Annotated in this window: 11 protein-coding genes and 7 pseudogenes; 8 read left to right on the plus strand and 10 right to left on the minus strand. The window is 72.1% G+C overall.

Annotation, left to right across the window (positions count from 1 at the left end):
• The first annotated feature begins 119 nt into the window (after positions 1 to 119).
• Positions 120 to 1,066, plus strand: a pseudogene (locus BJF83_RS07220) (Bax inhibitor-1/YccA family protein).
• A gap of 107 nt (positions 1,067 to 1,173) precedes the next feature.
• Here the strand turns inward: BJF83_RS07220 and BJF83_RS07225 are convergent.
• The 3 genes and pseudogenes from BJF83_RS07225 to BJF83_RS07235 all read right to left on the minus strand — a co-directional run.
• Complete coding sequence (locus tag BJF83_RS07225) at positions 1,174 to 1,425, minus strand: DUF4287 domain-containing protein (RefSeq protein WP_075925685.1); 252 nt, start codon at positions 1,423 to 1,425, stop codon at positions 1,174 to 1,176.
• A gap of 199 nt (positions 1,426 to 1,624) precedes the next feature.
• Positions 1,625 to 2,845: an acetyl-CoA C-acetyltransferase gene (locus tag BJF83_RS07230; RefSeq protein WP_075925686.1), complete on the minus strand. Its 1,221-nt coding sequence runs from the start codon at positions 2,843 to 2,845 to the stop codon at positions 1,625 to 1,627.
• 184 nt (positions 2,846 to 3,029) lie between these two features.
• Positions 3,030 to 4,066, minus strand: a pseudogene (locus tag BJF83_RS07235) (SGNH/GDSL hydrolase family protein); the annotation flags it as partial.
• A gap of 317 nt (positions 4,067 to 4,383) precedes the next feature.
• Here BJF83_RS07235 and BJF83_RS07240 point away from each other — a divergent pair.
• From BJF83_RS07240 to BJF83_RS07250, 3 genes and pseudogenes are all read left to right on the plus strand, one after another.
• Positions 4,384 to 5,751, plus strand: coding sequence for a cystathionine beta-synthase (locus BJF83_RS07240; protein ID WP_075925721.1), 1,368 nt, complete (start codon positions 4,384 to 4,386; stop codon positions 5,749 to 5,751).
• Positions 5,752 to 5,934: 183 nt separating this feature from the next.
• Positions 5,935 to 6,674 (plus strand): annotated as a pseudogene (locus tag BJF83_RS07245) (acyltransferase).
• Between the two features lie 50 nt (positions 6,675 to 6,724).
• On the plus strand, positions 6,725 to 7,870 hold the full coding sequence (locus tag BJF83_RS07250; protein WP_075925687.1) for a cystathionine gamma-synthase: 1,146 nt from the start codon (positions 6,725 to 6,727) through the stop codon (positions 7,868 to 7,870).
• Positions 7,871 to 7,877: 7 nt separating this feature from the next.
• On the opposite strand, the gene BJF83_RS07255 is transcribed toward BJF83_RS07250, so the two are convergent.
• Positions 7,878 to 8,114 (minus strand): hypothetical protein, encoded by a 237-nt coding sequence (locus BJF83_RS07255; protein ID WP_075925688.1) that lies wholly within the window; start codon positions 8,112 to 8,114, stop codon positions 7,878 to 7,880.
• Between the two features lie 286 nt (positions 8,115 to 8,400).
• On the opposite strand from BJF83_RS07255, the pseudogene BJF83_RS07260 reads away from it, so the two are divergent.
• A pseudogene (locus tag BJF83_RS07260) lies at positions 8,401 to 9,127 on the plus strand (GntR family transcriptional regulator).
• 8 nt (positions 9,128 to 9,135) lie between these two features.
• Positions 9,136 to 9,947 (plus strand): annotated as a pseudogene (locus BJF83_RS07265) (GntR family transcriptional regulator).
• Between the two features lie 18 nt (positions 9,948 to 9,965).
• Here BJF83_RS07265 and BJF83_RS30395 read toward each other — a convergent pair.
• The 3 genes and pseudogenes from BJF83_RS30395 to BJF83_RS07275 form a co-directional block, all read right to left on the minus strand.
• Positions 9,966 to 10,250: a hypothetical protein gene (locus BJF83_RS30395; protein WP_316042222.1), complete on the minus strand. Its 285-nt coding sequence runs from the start codon at positions 10,248 to 10,250 to the stop codon at positions 9,966 to 9,968.
• A 113-nt stretch (positions 10,251 to 10,363) separates the two neighbouring features.
• Positions 10,364 to 11,008: a hypothetical protein gene (locus BJF83_RS30400; protein ID WP_316042223.1), complete on the minus strand. Its 645-nt coding sequence runs from the start codon at positions 11,006 to 11,008 to the stop codon at positions 10,364 to 10,366.
• Between the two features lie 37 nt (positions 11,009 to 11,045).
• A pseudogene (locus BJF83_RS07275) lies at positions 11,046 to 12,472 on the minus strand (sigma 54-interacting transcriptional regulator).
• A gap of 259 nt (positions 12,473 to 12,731) precedes the next feature.
• Here BJF83_RS07275 and BJF83_RS07280 point away from each other — a divergent pair.
• Positions 12,732 to 13,972: pseudogene (locus tag BJF83_RS07280) on the plus strand (FIST N-terminal domain-containing protein).
• Positions 13,973 to 14,100: 128 nt separating this feature from the next.
• Positions 14,101 to 15,444, plus strand: a complete 1,344-nt coding sequence (locus BJF83_RS07285; RefSeq protein ID WP_075925689.1) for a hypothetical protein — start codon at positions 14,101 to 14,103, stop codon at positions 15,442 to 15,444.
• A gap of 22 nt (positions 15,445 to 15,466) precedes the next feature.
• Here BJF83_RS07285 and BJF83_RS07290 read toward each other — a convergent pair whose 3' ends face one another.
• From BJF83_RS07290 to BJF83_RS07300, 3 genes are all read right to left on the minus strand, one after another.
• Positions 15,467 to 15,988 (minus strand): RDD family protein, encoded by a 522-nt coding sequence (locus tag BJF83_RS07290; RefSeq protein WP_075925690.1) that lies wholly within the window; start codon positions 15,986 to 15,988, stop codon positions 15,467 to 15,469.
• A gap of 149 nt (positions 15,989 to 16,137) precedes the next feature.
• Positions 16,138 to 16,638 carry a transcription elongation factor GreA gene (gene greA / locus BJF83_RS07295; protein ID WP_075925691.1) on the minus strand — a complete coding sequence of 167 codons (501 nt, stop codon included), beginning with the start codon at positions 16,636 to 16,638 and terminating at the stop codon, positions 16,138 to 16,140.
• Positions 16,639 to 16,778: 140 nt separating this feature from the next.
• Positions 16,779 to 17,195: a DUF4307 domain-containing protein gene (locus BJF83_RS07300; RefSeq protein ID WP_075925692.1), complete on the minus strand. Its 417-nt coding sequence runs from the start codon at positions 17,193 to 17,195 to the stop codon at positions 16,779 to 16,781.
• Between the last annotated feature and the right edge of the window lie 86 nt (positions 17,196 to 17,281).

Consider the following 17,281-nt stretch of genomic DNA (forward strand, 5'->3'; position numbering starts at 1 on the left):
CCCTCCCCGGCGGGGCGCCACGCCCCCGGTGTGAACTTGTGACCTGCCCCAGGAACCCGGCGGAAGCCTGTACGTTACCGTGTGGGCAGCAAACCACGCGTGAAAGGCCATGACGAGACATGAGGTTGCGGAGTTCCAACCCCGTCCTCAAGCGGGCGCTCAAGCAGTCCGGCACGGGCGGCTACGCCCAGCCCGGCTACGGTCAGGCGTACCCGCAGCAGGGATACCCCCAGCAGGGTTATGGTCAGCCGGGGTACGGCCAGCCGTACCCTCAGGCCACCTACCCCCAGCAGGGCTACGGCCAGCCCGGATATCCGCATCAGGGATACCCCGCGGGTCCGGTCCAGGGCGCCGACGCCCAGCCGATGACCATCGACGACGTCGTCGTGCGCACCGGCATGTCGCTCGGGATCGTCGCGGTCCTGGGCGTCGTCAACTACTTCCTCTTCAGCTTCAACCCGGGTCTCGCCCTGCTGCTGACCGTGGTCGGCGCCCTGGGCGGTCTCGTCCTGGGCCTGATCATCGGCTTCAAGCAGAGCACCAGCGCCGGCCTGATCCTGACCTACTCGGCCCTGGAGGGTCTGTTCGTCGGTGGCCTGTCGGCCCTGCTCGGCGCGCAGTTGGCGGTGACCACCGGTGACGGGGGTGCGAGTGCCTCCCTGGTCTCCCAGGCCGTGGTCGGCACCGTCGCCGTGTTCGGTGTGATGCTGGCGCTGTACAAGTTCCGGATCATCAAGGTGACCGACGGCTTCGTCAAGGCCGTCACCTTCGCGGTCCTGGGCGCTTCGTGCTCCTGCTCGTCAACTTCGTGCTGAGCTTCTTCATCGCCGGCGGCCTCGGCCTGCGCGAGCCCAGTCCGCTGGGCCTCGTGGTCGGCCTCGTGCTCGTGGTCGTCGCGGCCCTGACGCTCGCGATCGAGTTCCGCGGCATCGAGGAGGGCGTCCAGGCGGGCATCCCCGCGAAGTTCGCCTGGCAGTTCGCCTTCGGCCTGACCGTGTCGCTGGTCTGGCTCTACATCGAGATCCTGCGCCTGCTCTGGATCATCAAGTCGATCTTCGCCGAGTAACGGCGGCGGTGTCGGACGTGGCGAGGGGCCGCCTCCCGGGTTCTGCCCGGGGGTGGCCCCTTCGCCGTGGGACGCGGCTCCGGCAGCGGGCCACGTCGCTGGACGGGTCAGGATCCGTCGCGACGAGGGGTGGGAATCGAACGGTTGCGGCGTCGGCGCTCGTACTCCGTGACGATCGCCTGGGCGTACCAGTGGGGCAGGCTGTACTCGTCGGCGAGCCAGTTCGAACGGGCCGAGCAGCGGAGCAGGCTCGGGCCCTTGTCCAGGGCGTCGAACCACTCGGGGAGCCCGCGGCCGGTGACGGCCGGGACGCGTTCGACGAGCTTGGCGTGGATCTCCGGCGAGTGGGTAACCGACATGGGCACCTCCGGCGCGTTGGCGTGTGACCTTACCTGCGACACTGCATCAGGATCACGTTCTGGACAAGCCCCGGTCACCAGCTTTTACCCTGCAGGAGGCAGATCGTTTGTCCGCGCGGCTGTCCTCGCGCTCCGCGGAACGGCCGCGCCGGACCGTGCGGGAGGGTCCGGGCGGCAGTGGCCGAGTCGCCCCGCGATGTCAGCTCAGGCGCTCGAAGACGGCCGCCATGCCCTGGCCGCCGCCCACGCACATGGTCTCCAGGCCGAACGTCCTGTCGTGGAACCGCAGGCCGTTGAGCAGCGTGCCGGTGATCCGGGCGCCGGTCATGCCGAACGGGTGGCCGACCGCGATGGCGCCGCCGTTGACGTTGAGCTGGCCGTCGATGTCGATGCCGAGCCGCTCCGCGGAGGGCAGGACCTGTGCGGCGAAGGCCTCGTTGATCTCCGCCAGGTCGATGTCGCCGATGGCCATGTTGGCGCGGGCGAGCGCCTGTCGGGAAGCCTCCACCGGGCCCAGGCCCATGATCTCGGGGCTCAGGCCGCTGACCCCAGTGGACACGATGCGCGCCAGCGGGGTGACGCCCAGCTGGGCGGCCCGGGTGTCGCTCATGATGACCAGTGCGGCGGCGCCGTCGTTGAGGGGGCAGGCGTTGCCCGCGGTCACCGTGCCGTCGGGCCGGAACACCGGCTTGAGCGCGCTGACCTTCTCGTAGGTGGTGCCGCGGCGGATGCCGTCGTCGGTGCTGACCACGGTGCCGTCCGGGAGGGTCACCGGAGTGATCTCACGCTCCCAGAAACCGTTGTCCGAGGACTTCTCGGCGAGGTTCTGCGAGCGGACCGCGAACTCGTCCTGGCGTTGGCGGGAGACGCCGGCGATCTGGGCGACGTTCTCGGCGGTCTGGCCCATCGCGATGTAGGCGTCGGGCAGGTCGCCGTCCTCGCGCGGGTCGGTCCACGTCTCGGCGCCGCCCTCGGCGCGCTTCTCCGTGCGGGCCTTGGCGTCGGCGAAGAGCGGGTTCTCGTTCTGCGGGTTGTCACTGCTGCCGTGGGCGAAGCGGCTGACCGTCTCCACGCCGGCCGAGACGAACACGTCGCCCTCGCCCGCCTTGATCGCGTGGTAGGCCATGCGGGTGGTCTGGAGGGACGAGGAGCAGTACCGCGTCACGGTGGTGCCCGGGACGGTGTCGAGGCCGAGCTGGACGGCGACGATCCGGGCCAGGTTGAAGCCCTGCTCGCCGCCGGGCAGACCGCAGCCGAGCATGAGGTCGTCGATGTCCTTGGGGTCGAGCTCGGGGACCTGGGCCAGGGCCGCGCCGACGATCTGGGCGGTCAGGTCGTCGGGTCGGATGTCCTTCAGGGAGCCCTTGAAGGCGCGGCCGATCGGGGAGCGCGCGGTGGCGACGATGACTGCTTCGGGCATGTGCTTCGTCCCATTCGGTGTCGGGGTGCTGCGGTGCCGGTCCCTCGCGTGGCCGGGCGGCCTGGCCTGCCTCGACCCCCGGGGCCCGTCTTGTTACTGACCAGTTAACATGTCGGTCCCTCGCCGTCGCCACCCGGGGTCGGCCTTGGCGCTTCGTCCGTGCCGTCCGCCCGGTCGCGGGAGGTCCGCCCGGCCGTCTCGGCCGACCGCCACCCGGCGGCAGCCCCGGTCGGGACGTCCGCCGGACCCGTCCGGGCGCGCGCTGGCGGAAGGGGGCCCGGACGAGGGCAGCCCACCGTCCGCGTCGGCCCGTCGGCTCCACGGGGATCCGTGAGACCTCTGTGCCCGGGGTCTCGGCGGCGATCACCGCGGCGCGGTCCACCGGCAGGATGCCCTCGGACCGTTCGGGCTCGCCGAGTCCGGGGAACAGCCCGAGCGCGGCGCACACCGAGGGCAGGACGGCGGACACCGCCTGGGCGTATCCGAGCGCGACGGATGGAACCGGTCGGGGCCGAACATGGAGTGGGGGTCGGACCGGAAGTCGTCGGAGAGCAGGTCGCTCATGGAGACCGTGTACCCGCCCACCTCGGTGACGGCGATGGTCTGCGCGGCGGCGAGCTGCCGGGAGACCCGTCGCGCGACCGATCGGAGCGGCCAGCCGATCGGGCGGACCGTGCCGAGGTCCGGGCAGGTCGCCACGACCACCGCCGTGCCCTGGCCGACGAGACGGCGGGTGAGGTCGCGCAACTGGTCGACGGCGTCGCCCGGGCGTACCCTGCGGATCACGTCGTTGGCGCCGATGAAGACGACCGCCACGTCGTAGCGGGTGGCCTTGTGGAAGGCCTCGGCGCGTTCGGCCTGCCCGGTGAGGTCGGCCGAGGTCGCGCCGGGAGAGGCGGTGCACCGCAGCCGCACGGGCCGGTCGGCCGCGCGCGCGATCCCCGCCGCCAGCAGCACGCCCGGGGTCTGCGCCGCCTCGGGGACCGCGAAACCGGCTGCCGTGGAGTCGCCCAGCACGAGCATGCGCAGAGGCGGTTCGGGGCCGTCGCCGTAGACCCCGTTGACCCGGGGCCGGTCCCACCGGGTGACGCCGACCGCGCGTCGGGCCAGTCGCGCCTGGAGGTAGAGGAGGGCGACGGCGCCCGCGCCCACCAGTGTCACGCCGCCGCCGCCGAACGCCGTGGCGGCGGCGATGCGCCGTGCGCGTACGGCTCGCAGCATCCGACCACCCCCGGGCCTCGTCTCCGTCCGCCCTGGGGCGGGCCGCTTGGATTCGAGGCTACATCCGGAGCACCGCCGGGTCACGTACCCCGGGCGGCACACGATCCCCGCCCGGCGGTCAGCCCGATCACGCCCGCGCGTGACGTCGGGTGACATCGGGTGACCGACACCGCGGGAGCGCGGCGCGAACCCCGCGGGAACGGCTTAGAGTCGAGGTGTGGTGGGTCGGACCGGCCCACCGCCCCGGTCGAGGCGGCCGGGGGCGAGGACCAGGCGCACCGACGGATCCGGTCGCCATGACTCTGAGGGAGCCCACAGTGCGGGTACACGACTCACTGATCGACCTGGTGGGGGACACCCCGCTGGTGCGTCTTCGGAAGGTCACCGAGGGGCTCGCGCCGACCATCCTCGCCAAGGTCGAGTACTTCAACCCCGGCGGTTCGGTGAAGGACCGCATCGCGCTGCGCATGGTCGAGGCGGCGGAGAAGAGCGGCGCGCTCAGGCCGGGCGGCACCATCGTCGAGCCGACCTCCGGCAACACCGGGATCGGGCTGGCCATGGTCGCGCAGGAGAAGGGCTACCGCTGCGTCTTCGTCTGCCCGGACAAGGTGGGTCCGGACAAGCTGGCGGTGCTGCGTGCCTACGGCGCCGAGGTCGTGGTCTGCCCGACGACGGTCGCCCCCGACCACCCCGACTCCTACTACTCGGTCTCCGACCGGTTGGCCGAGGAGATCACCGGTGCGTGGAAGCCCAACCAGTACGAGAACCAGAACAACCCGGAGTCGCACTACCACTCCACCGGTCCCGAGATCTGGGAGCAGACCGAGGGGCGCGTGACGCACTTCGTCGCGGGCATCGGCACCGGCGGGACGATCACCGGCACCGGCCGCTACCTCAAGGAGGTCTCGCGGGGGCGGGTCGAGGTGATCGGCGCCGACCCCGAGGGATCGGTGTACTCGGGCGGGTCGGGCCGCCCCTACCTGGTCGAGGGCGTGGGCGAGGACATCTGGCCCGGCACCTACGACACGGGGATCTGCGACGACATCGTGGCCGTCAGCGACAAGGACTCCTTCCTCATGACGCGCCGACTGGCGCGCGAGGAGGCGCTGCTGGTCGGCGGCTCCTGCGGACTGGCGGTCGAGGCGGCGCTGCGGGTGGCGCGGGACGCGGGGCCCGAGGACGTCATCGTGGTGCTGCTGCCCGACGGCGGTCGCGGCTACCTCGGCAAGATCTTCAACGACGAGTGGATGGCCGACTACGGCTTCCTGTCGGCGGAGACCGAGGAGGCCACCGCGGGGCAGGTGCTCGGCGGCAAGGACGCCGCGATGCCGGACTTCGTGCACACCCACCCGCACGAGACCCTCGGCACGGCCGTGGCGATCATGCGCGAGTACGGGGTCTCCCAGCTGCCGGTCATGAAGGAGGAGCCGCCGGTCATGGCGGCCGAGGTGGTCGGCTCCATCGCCGAACGCGACGTCCTGGACGCCCTCTTCGACGGCCGCGCCCAGCTGGACGACAGCGTGGAGACGCACATGGGCAGGCCGCTGGCCACGGTCGGCACGGGTACGCCGGTCAGCGACTGCGTGCGCCTGCTGCGGGGCTCGGGTGCGCTGGTCGTGCTGCGCGACGGCCGCCCCGTGGGGATCCTCACCCGGCAGGACCTGCTGGCCCACCTGTCCGGCTGAGCCCACCGCCGTGCGGGGGCCTCGTCGAGGGCGCGGCCCCCGACGGACGTCTCCGGCTCGGCGCCCGCCTCGGGGCCGGACCGCCTTCCGCGCGGTTCGGGGCCCCGGCGTGTGCATACCATGTGGATCGGCGCATACTCGGACACTGCTACCCTTCGCGGCAACATTACTGGCAGGTAACACATGGGAGCTCGCGTGTCGCGGCTGTTGTCCTGGATCATCCGCTCCGTCTGGTCGTACGCGAGGAGCAACGCCGAAATCCGCGCGGACTCCAAGGCGGCCCGGAGGTTCGCCCGCTTCGGCGCGGGTTCCGCGATCGCCTTCCCGACCGCGACCCTGTACGGGGAGCCGTGGATCGAGATCGGCGTGCACACCGTGCTGGGCGGCGACATGACCCTCGCGGCGGGCATGGGCCCCGACTACGACCTGGGTCCCTGCACCGTCGTGCGGATCGGCTCGGGCTGCGCGATCGGCCGCGGGTCGCACATCGTCGCGCACCGGTCCGTGGACATCGGGGACCACGTCTACACCGGCCCCTACGTCTACATCACCGACCAGAACCACTCCTACGCCAACACCGAGATCCCCGTCGGCCTCCAGTGGCCCGTCGACGACCCCGTGAGCATCGCGACGGCAGCTGGATCGGCGCGAACGCGGTGATCCTGCCCGGGGCGCACCTGGGCCGCAACTGCGTGGTCGCGGCGGGCACGGTGGTCCGGCCCGGCCACTACCCCGACCACTGCGTCGTCGCCGGCGTCCCCGGGAGGATCGTGCGCACCCACGACTCCGAGCTGGGTTGGGACCCGCGGATGCGCGAGAGCGGCACCCCCACCCGTGTGCCCACCCCTGCTGCGGGGCTGCCGCCCGAGGCGCCGACCGAGCCGCCGGAACCGGGTTCGGCCACGCGGTTCCCGCCCGCCTAGGGCCTGTGGAAGCCGGGTCTTCAGCGGCGATTGGCGGCTATTGTGGCCCCATGACGTTCGACGGGTTTGAGACGCTGGCCATCCACGCGGGGCAGGAACCGGACGCCGGGACCGGGGCCGTGGTGGTACCGATCTACCAGACCAGCACCTACGCCCAGGACGGCGTGGGCGGTCTGCGCCAGGGCTATGAGTACTCGCGCACGGGCAACCCGACGCGCGCCGCCCTTGAGGAGTGCCTGGCCGCGCTGGAGTCCGGAGTGCGGGGGCTGGCCTTCGCCTCGGGCATGGCCGCCGAGGACACGCTGCTGCGCACGGTCCTGTCGCCCGGCGACCACGTCATCATCCCCGGCGACGCCTACGGCGGCACCTTCCGGCTGATCTCCAAGGTCGTCGAGCGCTGGGGCGTCACCTGGGACGCGGTCGACCAGACCGACCCCGAGGCCGTGCGCGCGGCGCTGCGCCCCACCACCAGGGTCGTGTGGACGGAGACGCCCACCAACCCCCTGCTCAACATCACCGACATCGAGACGGTCGCGCGGATCGCACACGACGCGGGCGCGCTGTACGTCGTCGACAACACGTTCGCCTCGCCCTACCTCCAGCAGCCGCTCACGCTGGGCGCGGACGTGGTGGTGCACTCCACGACCAAGTACCTCGGCGGGCACTCCGACGTGGTCGGCGGCGCCTTGGTGGTCGCCGACGCCGAACTGGGCGAGCGGCTGGCCTTCCACCAGAACACCATGGGCGCCGTTCCGGGGCCGTTCGACTCCTGGCTGACCCTGCGCGGGATCAAGACGCTGGGCGTGCGCATGGACCGGCACAGCGCCAACGCCGAGCGGGTCGTTGCCGAACTGGAGCGCCACCCGGCGGTGCGCACGGTGTACTACCCCGGGTTGGACGGTCACCCGGGGCACGAGATCGCGGAGCGGCAGATGCGCTCCTTCGGCGGAATGGTGTCCTTCACCCTGCGCGACGGGGAGAAGGCGGCGCTGCGGCTGTGCGAGCGCACCGAGGTCTTCACTCTGGGGGAGTCACTGGGAGGCGTCGAGTCCCTGGTCGAGCACCCCGGTCGGATGACGCACGCGTCGACCGCGGGTTCCGCCCTGGAGGTTCCGCCCGACCTGGTGCGGGTCTCCGTCGGCATCGAGTCCGCGGACGACCTGGTGGCGGATCTGCTGCGGGCGCTGGAGGACTGACCGGGCCTCAGACCGCGCTGGGGGTGCGGTCCCGCGGGTCGGGGGACCGGGCGTCGTTGGGAAAGCGCAGGCCGACGACGAGGCTTCCGGTGCGGGACAGGGCGCTCCGGTCTTCGTCGTCGCGCAGGGATCGGTAGCTCCCACGGCGGTCCTGACGGCGGATGCCGATGGAGACGGCGAGGAGGAACCCCGCGGCCAGGCCCAGGAGTACGACGCCGACGAGCGTGATGACGAGGGGGATCATGGGGTTCTCCTCACGGATGTCGGTTCAGTTCCGCTGACTCCCCTCTCCCTTCGTGGGAGGGGGTCTCACGGGTGCTCACGAGGTCTCTTCCGTGTGCTCGGTGGTCGGCGGCGGGCGACGACCACGGATGATCTCCGTCGGCTCCGGGACCGGGGGCCGTGTACTTAGGGTCGCCTTCCTCTAGGATGGGTAGCGGCGGACCAGATGGACATGTTCTGTTGGTGTCGTGCTCATCTTGTTGGTACAAGCCAACCTGTTGGACTACTACCCCTTCGGGAACGGACTCATGCGGGCAGAGAGTAGATATCGACAGACGCCCGGGTCTTGCGCCGCGAGATCCAGGACCGCACCCTTCCTCCCGGAGGACAGCTCCCCTCCGAGAAGCAGCTGGAGGAACGCTTCGAGCCTCCCGCAACACCGTCCGGCTCGCCCTGGGCATGCTCCGCAACCAGGGACTCATCCTCAGCAGACCCGGCCGAGGGCACTTCGTCCAGAACGTCGTCCCCGAGACCTTCTACGCCACCCGCCCCACCCAAGGCACCGGTCTCAACGAGTCCGCCCTGTCCGGACAGACCCTGGAGGAACTCCAGCTCCTCAGCGCCACACCCGACATCGCGAGCCGGCTCCGCGTCCCCGAGGGCGACATGACCGTCGTCCGCCGCATGTACCGCTTCTCCGGGGACGTGTCCGGCTCCATCAGCTCGGCCTACTACCCCATGGAGCTCGTCCAGGGCACCGCGCTCATGATGCCCGAGGACGTGGACAGCGCCCTGGAGGTCATGCTGGGGCACGGTCACCGCCAGGTCGGCTGGGTCGACGAGGTGGAGACCCGCATGCCAACACCCCACGAGGCGTCGCAGCTCGAACTCCCGCCGGGCGTACCCGTGCTGAACGTGCACCGCACCGACTACTCCGAGGAGTGTCCGATCCGCGTGGTGCACACCGTCTACGCCGGGCACAGCATCCGGTACCAGTTCGAACACGGCAACCTCAAGGCCTACCACCGGGACTGAGCACACAGATGAGCACGTCGAAGAAGACCGTGGTCGCCGACCATCTGCGCGAGGCGCTCGCCAAGGGCGACTACAAGCCCGGCGACGCCTGCCCGGGGAGGAGGAACTCGCGGAGCGGTTCGACGTCTCCCGCGCCACGGCGCGCATGGGGATGCGCATCCTCCAGGAGGAGGGCCGCGTCGCCATCCGCGCGGGTCGTGGAGCCTACGCCGCGGACCACCGGCCGATCATCCACCTGGCCACACCTGTCTCCGGCGGCTCGGACTCCGAGCGCTTCCAGGAGGGCTACCAGCCGCACCTGCGCGAGGCGGGCTACGACAACATCCACGAGAAGATCAAAGTCAGCCTGGACACCATGAGCCCGCGCGTGGTCAAGCGCCTGCGCCCGGAGACCGACCTCGCGGTACCGCAGGGCGGCCTCGTCGTCATCCGCTCCTGCGACCGTTTCGTCGAGGGCGGGCTCTGGCAGTCCCAGATCACCTACTTCCCGTTCACCATCGCCAACAACACACCGCTGATGTCGCCCGAACGCCTCCAACAGGGGGTCAGCGCCACCCTGAGCGGCCTGGGTCACCACGAGACCTGGAACTGGGACGTCGTCGGCGCGCGCATGCCCTCGCCCTACGAGGCCCAGGCCTTCGGGCTCGGCCCCGGCATCCCGCTGCTCGTCCAGGAGCGCGTGGCCTACGCCGGGGAGGTCGCGCTGCGGTTCACCGAGACGATCATGCCCGCCAACCGCCACCAGCTCCTCTACTCCGGCGGCGACGCCCCCGAGGCGCTGCTGGTCCTGGCCTCCGACGTCAACGTCTTCGAACACTGACCACCGTCTCCCGGGCGGTCAGGTCCGCCGCCCCAGATACCGGTCGAGAACGAGCGGACCCAGTGCCGCGGCGTCGGAGCGCACGACCCGCGCCGCCCGCCGCCGTTCCACCTCGGCGGCGAAGGCGTGCAGCCGGGGGTCGTCGGCGAGCAGGAAGAACACCGCCTCCGCTCCCTCGCGCAGCAGCCCGTCCAGCTCTCCGAGGGTGACCTCGGCGGTACGCGGATCGGGCGGCCACGCGAACCTGGCGCGGCCGTCGTCGTCCACGTGCGCCGTGGGCTCGCCGTCGGTGACCACCAGCACCAGGGGCCGGAGGCCGCGGTGGCGCCGCGCGTTCCGCCTGGCCAGCCGGAGCGCGTGGTGCAGGTTGGTGCCGGGGGCGCGCCGCCGCTCCCGCGCCGTCAGCGCGCCGGGCGTCAGCTCGTAGGCGGTGTCACCGAAGCGACCAGTTGGATCCGGTCCTCCGGGTGATGGCCGCTGACCAGGGTGTGCAGGGCCAGCGCGGTCCGCGTGGCAGCCGTGTGCAGGGCACGCTCGACCATCGAGTGCGACAGGTCGACCAACAGCGACACCGCCCGTGCGCCGACCGGTTCGGTCTCGGCGACGCGGAGGTCGTCCGCGCGCAGCCGGATCGCCCGCTCCCCGGGAACGGCGCGGCGCAGCGCCGCCGCCCGCACGCTGGCCACGGGGTCGAGGGGACGGTCGTCGTCGGCCTCGCGGGGAAGGGCCGCTCCCGTGGGCTCGGTACCCGACGCGGCGCCGCCCGCGTGCCGCCCCGCTGCGCTCCGTGCGGCGCGCTCGATGTCGCGCAGCGCGATCCGGCCGAGCCGCCGTAGTTCGCGCGGGGTGAGTCCGTGGCCGGTCCCCTCCCCGGGAGGGAGGAGGCCGTCGGCGCGTGTCCCGTCCAGCGATCGCTCCTCGGCGGAGCCCTCGCCCGCGCCGCCGTCCCCCGCCTGCTCCCGTTCGGGGGCGTTCGCCTCGACCCACTTCTCCGCGGGCGGCGGGTCGGGGTCGGCCAGCGGGTCCGGGCCGCCCGTGTACGCCCGGTAGCGGAACCCCATGCCCGTCTCCTCCCGTGTGCGCCCGCGTCGTCGCGGGTCAGAACCGGTAGACCCCGCCGTCGGTGACGCGTCCTTGGACAGGCGCCGTTCCAGGTACAGCCCTTCGAGCGCGAACTCGACCACCGCGGCGGCCAAACCCTGGGTGGGGGGACCGTCCTCCGCCTCGGGCGCGGCGCTCTCGATGAGGGCGGATAGGCCCGGCACGGCGCCCACCCGGCGCAGGAGTTCGGCGGCGCCGACGAGGTCGCCGGTCTCGACGGTGCCGCCCCCGGCGAACCGGTCGGCGATGGGGGACAGGTCGGCCTCGCCGAGCCGGGAGCGGAAGGTCTCGGCGACCGCCCGCCGCAGGAGCACGTGCAGGATCTCCACCTCGCGTCCCTCGGCCTCCAGCTCGAACTCGACCTTGCCCAACAGCGGCTCGACGACGGCGGGTAGGTCGCTGACCCGGGCCACGGGGACGTCCTCGCCGGTCAGGGCCGCGCGGCGCAGGGCGGAGGCGGCGACGGTCTCGGCGGCGGCCACGGAGAAGCGCACCGACACCCCGGAGCGACCGTCGACCTTCTTGGACGCGCGGACCAGCCGCGTGAACCGCGCGAGGGCCTCCAGCAGGTGCGCGGGCACGGTGGTGCCCTCGGGGAGCGCCGCCTCCTGCCGCACCAGCGCGAGTTCGTCGTCGAGTCGCAGCGGGTAGTGGGTGCGCACCTGGGCGCCGAACCGGTCCTTGAGCGGTGTGACGATCCGCCCGCGGCTGGTGTAGTCCTCCGGGTTGGCGCTGGCGACCAGCAACAGGTCCAGCGGCAGCCGCAGGGTGTACCCGCGGATCTGGAGGTCGCGCTCCTCCAGGACGTTGAAGAGCGCCACCTGGGCGCGGGCGGGCAGGTCCGGCAGTTCGTTGACGCAGAAGACGCCCCGGTTGGCGCGCGGTACGAGGCCGTAGTGGATGGTCTCGGGGTCGCTGAGCGAGCGCCCCCGCGCCAGCCGTGCCGGGTCCACGTCGCCGATGAGCTCGCCGACACCGGTGTCGGGGGTGGCGAGCTTCTCCCCGTAGCGGTCGTCGCGGTGCCGCCAGACGACCGGCAGGGCGTCGCCGTCGCGCTCGGCCCGCGCGCGGCATCCGGGGCACACGGGGGCGAAGGGGTGGTCGTTGACGGGGCAGCCCGCGACGGCGGGCGACCACTCGTCGAGGAGCCCGGCCAGGGTGCGGATCAGCCGTGTCTTGCCCTGGCCGCGCTCGCCAAGGAGCACGATGTCGTGCCCGGCGATCAGGGCCCGTTCCACCCGTGGGAGCACCGTGGCGTCGAATCCGTGCAGGCCGGGGAAGCGGGGGCTGCCCGCGCCCATCCGGCGCAGCAGGTTGTCCCGTACCTCGGCGGCCACGGAACGGTGGACGTGTCCGGACGCGCGCAGCGCGGCGCGCGTCGTCGGGAGGTCGCTCGGGGGCGGGTAAGGCGTGGCGGGACTCACGCCATGGAGTCTAGGGAGTGTCGGCGGCCCCGGTGACACGAATCCGCTCCTGACTTCCGTGCGCGGGAAGGGTTCCGGGCCCGCTGTCACCGCGCGCACCCGTGATCACCGATGCCCGCGCGGCTGGTCCGTGCGCGCTCACCCGTTCTCGGACGCCGGTGGCCGTGGACCCCCAGAGCGGGGCGGGGAGTGGAAGAATGGGGGTGAAGGTGCGGTCCGAGGTCCGGCCGGAGAGCCGGTGAAGGCGGGGTGGCGGCTGGTGGCGCGGTTCGGCGATGCTCTGACGACGGGGGCCGACCTCGTGAACGCGGCCGAGCGGGCCGTGCTGTGCGCTCTCGAACGATTGGGCGGGGCCGCGCCGGAGGCGTCCCCTGGTGGGGATGGCCTGTCCGGACGCGAGACCTCCCCGGCGGGCGATGACGGGCGACGGCCGGGCGGAGCCGTCGACCTCGTGTGCTTCTTCGTCAGCGGCGCCGATCCGGACGAGGTCACGCTCGCCGGCAGACGCGTGATGGAACTGGTCCCCGGCGCGTCGCGCTCGGGTGCAGCTCCACCGGCGTGATCGGCGGCGGTCGCGGCGTGGAGGGCCAGGGGGCGGTCAGTGTGTGGTGCGCGCGGCTGCCGGGCGTCGAGCTCACCCCCTTCCAGTTGGACACCGTCCTGGAGGAGGACCACCTCGCCGTGGTCGGCATGCGCGAACCCGGCCCGCTCGACCGGGTGGCGATCCTGTTGGCCAACCCCTACGAGTTCCCCACCCAGGCCTTCGTCCGAGAGTCCACTCCGGCCCTGGGCGGGCTGCCGCTGGTCGGCGGTATGGCCGACGGCCTGCGCGGGGAGGAGTCCGTCCGGCTGTTCTGTGACGGGGACGTGGTCGACAGCGGCGCCATCGGGGTGCTGGTCGGCGGCGAGGGCGTGCTCGGGACCGTGGTCAGCCAGGGCTGCCGCCCGATCGGCCCGAACATGACCGTCACCAAGGCTGAGGGAAACCTCCTCTTGGAACTCGCCGGGACCAACGCCTACGAGAAGCTCGAAGGCCTGTTGGACTCGCTGAGCGAGGAGGACCGCGAGTTGGCCGCCCAGGGGCTGCACGTGGGCCTGGCCATCGATGAGTACGCGGACAAGCACGAGCAGGGGGACTTCCTGATCAGGGCGCTCGCCGGCGTCGATCCCGACCTGGGCGCGCTGGCGGTCGGCGACATGGTCGAGGTGGGCCAGACCGTGCGCTTCCAGGTGCGCGACGCGGGGACGGCGGACGAGGACCTGGCACGGAGACTGGCCGACTTCGGCGCGGAGCACGAGGTCGGCGCCGGGTTGCTCTTCTCCTGCAACGGGCGGGGCAGGGCCCTGTTCTCCCAGGCCGACCACGACGTGCTCGCCGTCCGCCGCATCCTGGGCGTGGACGCGGTGGCGGGTTTCTTCGCGGCGGGGGAGATCGGTCCGGTCGGCGGCGTCAACCACGTCCACGGGTTCACCGCGTGCCTGCTCGCGTTCGCCGACTGAGGGTTGCCTAACGAATCGGACTTTTACCGGCGTATCACCAACACCCGACACAAGCTCCTTGAGTGTGTACGCACCAGGGCGCTTACTGAGAGTGACGGAGTTGTCCTCTCTGGGTGAAGGAAGACGCCATGTCCGACCGACGGTGCCGAGCCACCGCGCAGACCCTGGCCGCTCTGAGCGCCGCCGCACTGCTGGTGCCGACGACCCCGGCCCTCGCGCGGACGGACTGGATCGCACAGGACCTCGCCTCCGCCGACCGGGTCGGGCTGGTGCTCGACGACGGCGCGCTGCGCGTGGCCACCGGCGGGTCGGCGGGCGGAACCAGCGCCCGCAGGGAGCACGACGCGCCCGAGACCGGCCTGGCCACCTTCCCCGATCTGGGGCTGGGGGCGCGCACCGACACGGTGGACCTGTCGGTGCGCGCCGAGGGAGACCGGAGCGACGTGCTGGCCGAGGCGCGCGGCGTGCGTGACGACGGCATGTGGACCGAATGGCACCCGGCGCCGCGGCACGGCCGCGTCACCCTGCCCGAGAGCGTCTCCCGCGTGCAGCTGCGGGTGGAGGTGGACGGTGACGGCACGGCGCTGACCGGGCTGGGCGTGCGGGCGGCCGATCCGTCGCCGCACGGCGGACCCGGCGGGGGCCGCTGGGGCCGCGACCCGTGGACGGGCGGACCCGAGTACCCTGACCCGACCGGCGGGCAGGAGGGCGCCGCCGGCGAGCGGACCAGGCCGTTCTCCGCCCGGCTCTTCGCCACCCGGATCGGGCTGGTCGGCGGGCGCACCGCCAACGGCCACACCATCCGCACCGCAGACCACTTTGTGGCGCTGCCGTCACGCCGGGCCCTGGCCCCTCGGGGCGGGGGCGACTACACGGTACGGGTGTGCACCACGGGGGCGCTGGGCCCCAAGGCCCTGGGCGCGCCCGCGGACCACGAACCCCGATGCGCCTACCTCCCGGTGTGGGACGTGGGCCCGTGGAACATCACGGACGACCACTGGAACGAGTCCCGACAGAGTTGGCCCGACCTGGATCACGGCCGCCCCCAGGCGCAGGCCGCCTACTCCGACGGCCACAACGGCGGGCGCGACGGCTTCGGCCGCAGGGTGCGCAACCCGGCCGGGATCGACCTGGCCGACGGTGCGTTCCGCGAAGGACTCCAACTGCCCGACAACGGGTGGGTGGAGGTCGACTACCTGTGGACCGCGGACTACCGGGCCAAGGCCAGGATCACGACCGCCACGCGACATGACCCGGTGGTCGTGCGAGGCGGTCCCGGACTGGAGCATTCCCCGGTGGGGCTGGCCGCGCACACGGCGGTCGTGGACGTGGCCTGCCAGGCGGTCGGGGACGTGGCCAGGGGGCCCTTCGGAACGGATGACGCCTGGTACCGGATCGGGGAGGGCAACTACGTCCCGGCCGTGTTCGCAGACGGCGGCGCGGACGCGCCCGCGTGCGAACCGCTTCCGTGAGGTTCCCTCCGGGCGGTGCGGGTCAGTCGCGGACGACGACGGTTCCGCAGGTCCGGTCGTGGAGGGCGCGGCGGGCCTCTCCGAGGGAGGCCATGGACTCGCCCAGGGAGAACAGGTGGCCCAGGACCGGCAGCGACTGGGGGAGCCCGAACAACGCGGCCCGGCCCAGGGCCTGGCCCTGGCTGAGCCGCCCGCCGTCGGCGGCGTTCACCACCCTGATCCCGACCATGGCCTTGCCCAGGGTGCGTCCCCACGCCACCAGGTACAGCCAGTCGTAGAAGAACAGCAGCACGCCCCAGCCGAAGAAGAGCATCAGCGCCCAGACACCGGCCTGGGCGTCGCTGGCGTCGGATTCCCCGGTCAGCAACAACAGTAGGACGACCACCACGACGAAGAACGCGGCCGCGGCGATCACCGCGAGGACGTAGTCGATGGACCGCGCGGCCAGGCGGCGGCCGAAACCGGCCAGCTCCGGCCCTCCGCGCGCGGAAGGGACGGCCGCGGCGTACCTCGGGTTCTGCGGATACCAGTGGGGGGTGGCCATATGTTTCCTCGATGGGTGGTTCTCGTCGGGGTGTGGCCGCACTCCGGGATTCGGGGCCACCGACGCGACGGCCGTACCTGGTGTGGCCGACGAGGACCCGTCCGGGCGCGGGTGAGGGGCGGCTCCCGCGCCCCTCACCCGATCTGGCGTCAGGCGCCGTTGTAGGGCACCGAGTCGATGATCTCCACGCCCAGCGAGCGCCCGTTGGGCAGCTGGTAGCTCACGCTCTCACCCACGCGCTTGCCGTTGATGGCCGAGCCGAGCGGCGACTTGGGGGAGTACACGTCGATGGGAGCGCCGCTCTCCTCCCGCGAGGCGAGGAGGAAGGTGACCTCCTCGTCGTCACCGTCGAACCTGACGGTGACCGTCATGCCGGGGCCCACCACACCCTCGGTCCGGGGCGCCTCGCCGACCCGCGCGGTGCGCAGGATCTCGGTGAGCTGGAGGATGCGGGCCTCCATCTTGCCCTGCTCCTCCTTGGCGGCGTGGTAGCCGCCGTTCTCCCTCAGGTCGCCCTCTTCCCGGGCCGCCTCGATCTTCTCCGCGATCTCGACGCGCCCGCGCCCCGTCAGGTGGTCCAGCTCTCCCTTGAGCCGGTCGTACGCCTCCTGGGTGAGCCAGGTGACGTTGTCGTCGCGGGTCTGGGTCACGGGAACTCCTTGGTGTACTCGTAGCAATGGCCACCAGGCGGCCAGAGCTGAACTCACGAGAATATCACCGTGCGTCGACACACACTGTCACTCGCGTGTCCGCCCTGGCACCGGGCCACGCAGGGGGAGGGTTCGGTGGATCAGTCCTGCGGGTCTTGTTCCCTGCACGAGGCGACTTCTACCGTGGAAGCCTCCCGAACCGTGTCAACGCTCGTCGTGACTATGCGGTTCCCCGCCTCGACGGTGGAGCGGGCCTGGCCGACCTGGACGTGCTGGTCGTCCAGGGCCGTGAGGAGGCACTGGGCGCCGGTCTGGCTGTTGACCTCGAACGTGATCCGCGCCTCGTCGGCGGAGGCGACCTCGTAGGACACGACCTGGTGGTACACCCCGCCGGCCAGGCCCGAGTAGTTCATGACGGAGTAGCCCCACCCGATCGCCGTGACGACGGCGAAGGCGGTCCCGAAGACGAAGAAGAGCGGGCCGTTGCCGTGGCGCTTGCGCAGCGCTGGCGTCGCGTCGGCACTGTTCACGGCGGCTTCTTCCGGGGTCGCGGGCATCGGGAATCTCCGAACGAGGGGACGGTGTTGTCTAAGATATCCCCGACCTGACAGCCCCCCTACTCGGCCCACACGTGAGTCGGCCA

The sequence above is a fragment of the Nocardiopsis sp. CNR-923 genome (genome assembly GCF_001942255.1).
Lineage (GTDB): Bacteria > Actinomycetota > Actinomycetes > Streptosporangiales > Streptosporangiaceae > Nocardiopsis.

Coding starts and splice junctions, on each gene's coding strand:
- BJF83_RS07230 (WP_075925686.1), bottom strand. CDS start 2,845: ATGCCCGAAGCAGTCATCGTCGCCACCGCGCGCTCCCCGATCGGCCGC.
- BJF83_RS07300 (WP_075925692.1), bottom strand. CDS start 17,195: ATGCCCGCGACCCCGGAAGAAGCCGCCGTGAACAGTGCCGACGCGACG.
- BJF83_RS30400 (WP_316042223.1), bottom strand. CDS start 11,008: ATGGGGTTCCGCTACCGGGCGTACACGGGCGGCCCGGACCCGCTGGCC.
- BJF83_RS07285 (WP_075925689.1), top strand. CDS start 14,101: ATGTCCGACCGACGGTGCCGAGCCACCGCGCAGACCCTGGCCGCTCTG.
- BJF83_RS07250 (WP_075925687.1), top strand. CDS start 6,725: ATGACGTTCGACGGGTTTGAGACGCTGGCCATCCACGCGGGGCAGGAA.
- BJF83_RS07225 (WP_075925685.1), bottom strand. CDS start 1,425: ATGTCGGTTACCCACTCGCCGGAGATCCACGCCAAGCTCGTCGAACGC.
- BJF83_RS07255 (WP_075925688.1), bottom strand. CDS start 8,114: ATGATCCCCCTCGTCATCACGCTCGTCGGCGTCGTACTCCTGGGCCTG.
- BJF83_RS07290 (WP_075925690.1), bottom strand. CDS start 15,988: ATGGCCACCCCCCACTGGTATCCGCAGAACCCGAGGTACGCCGCGGCC.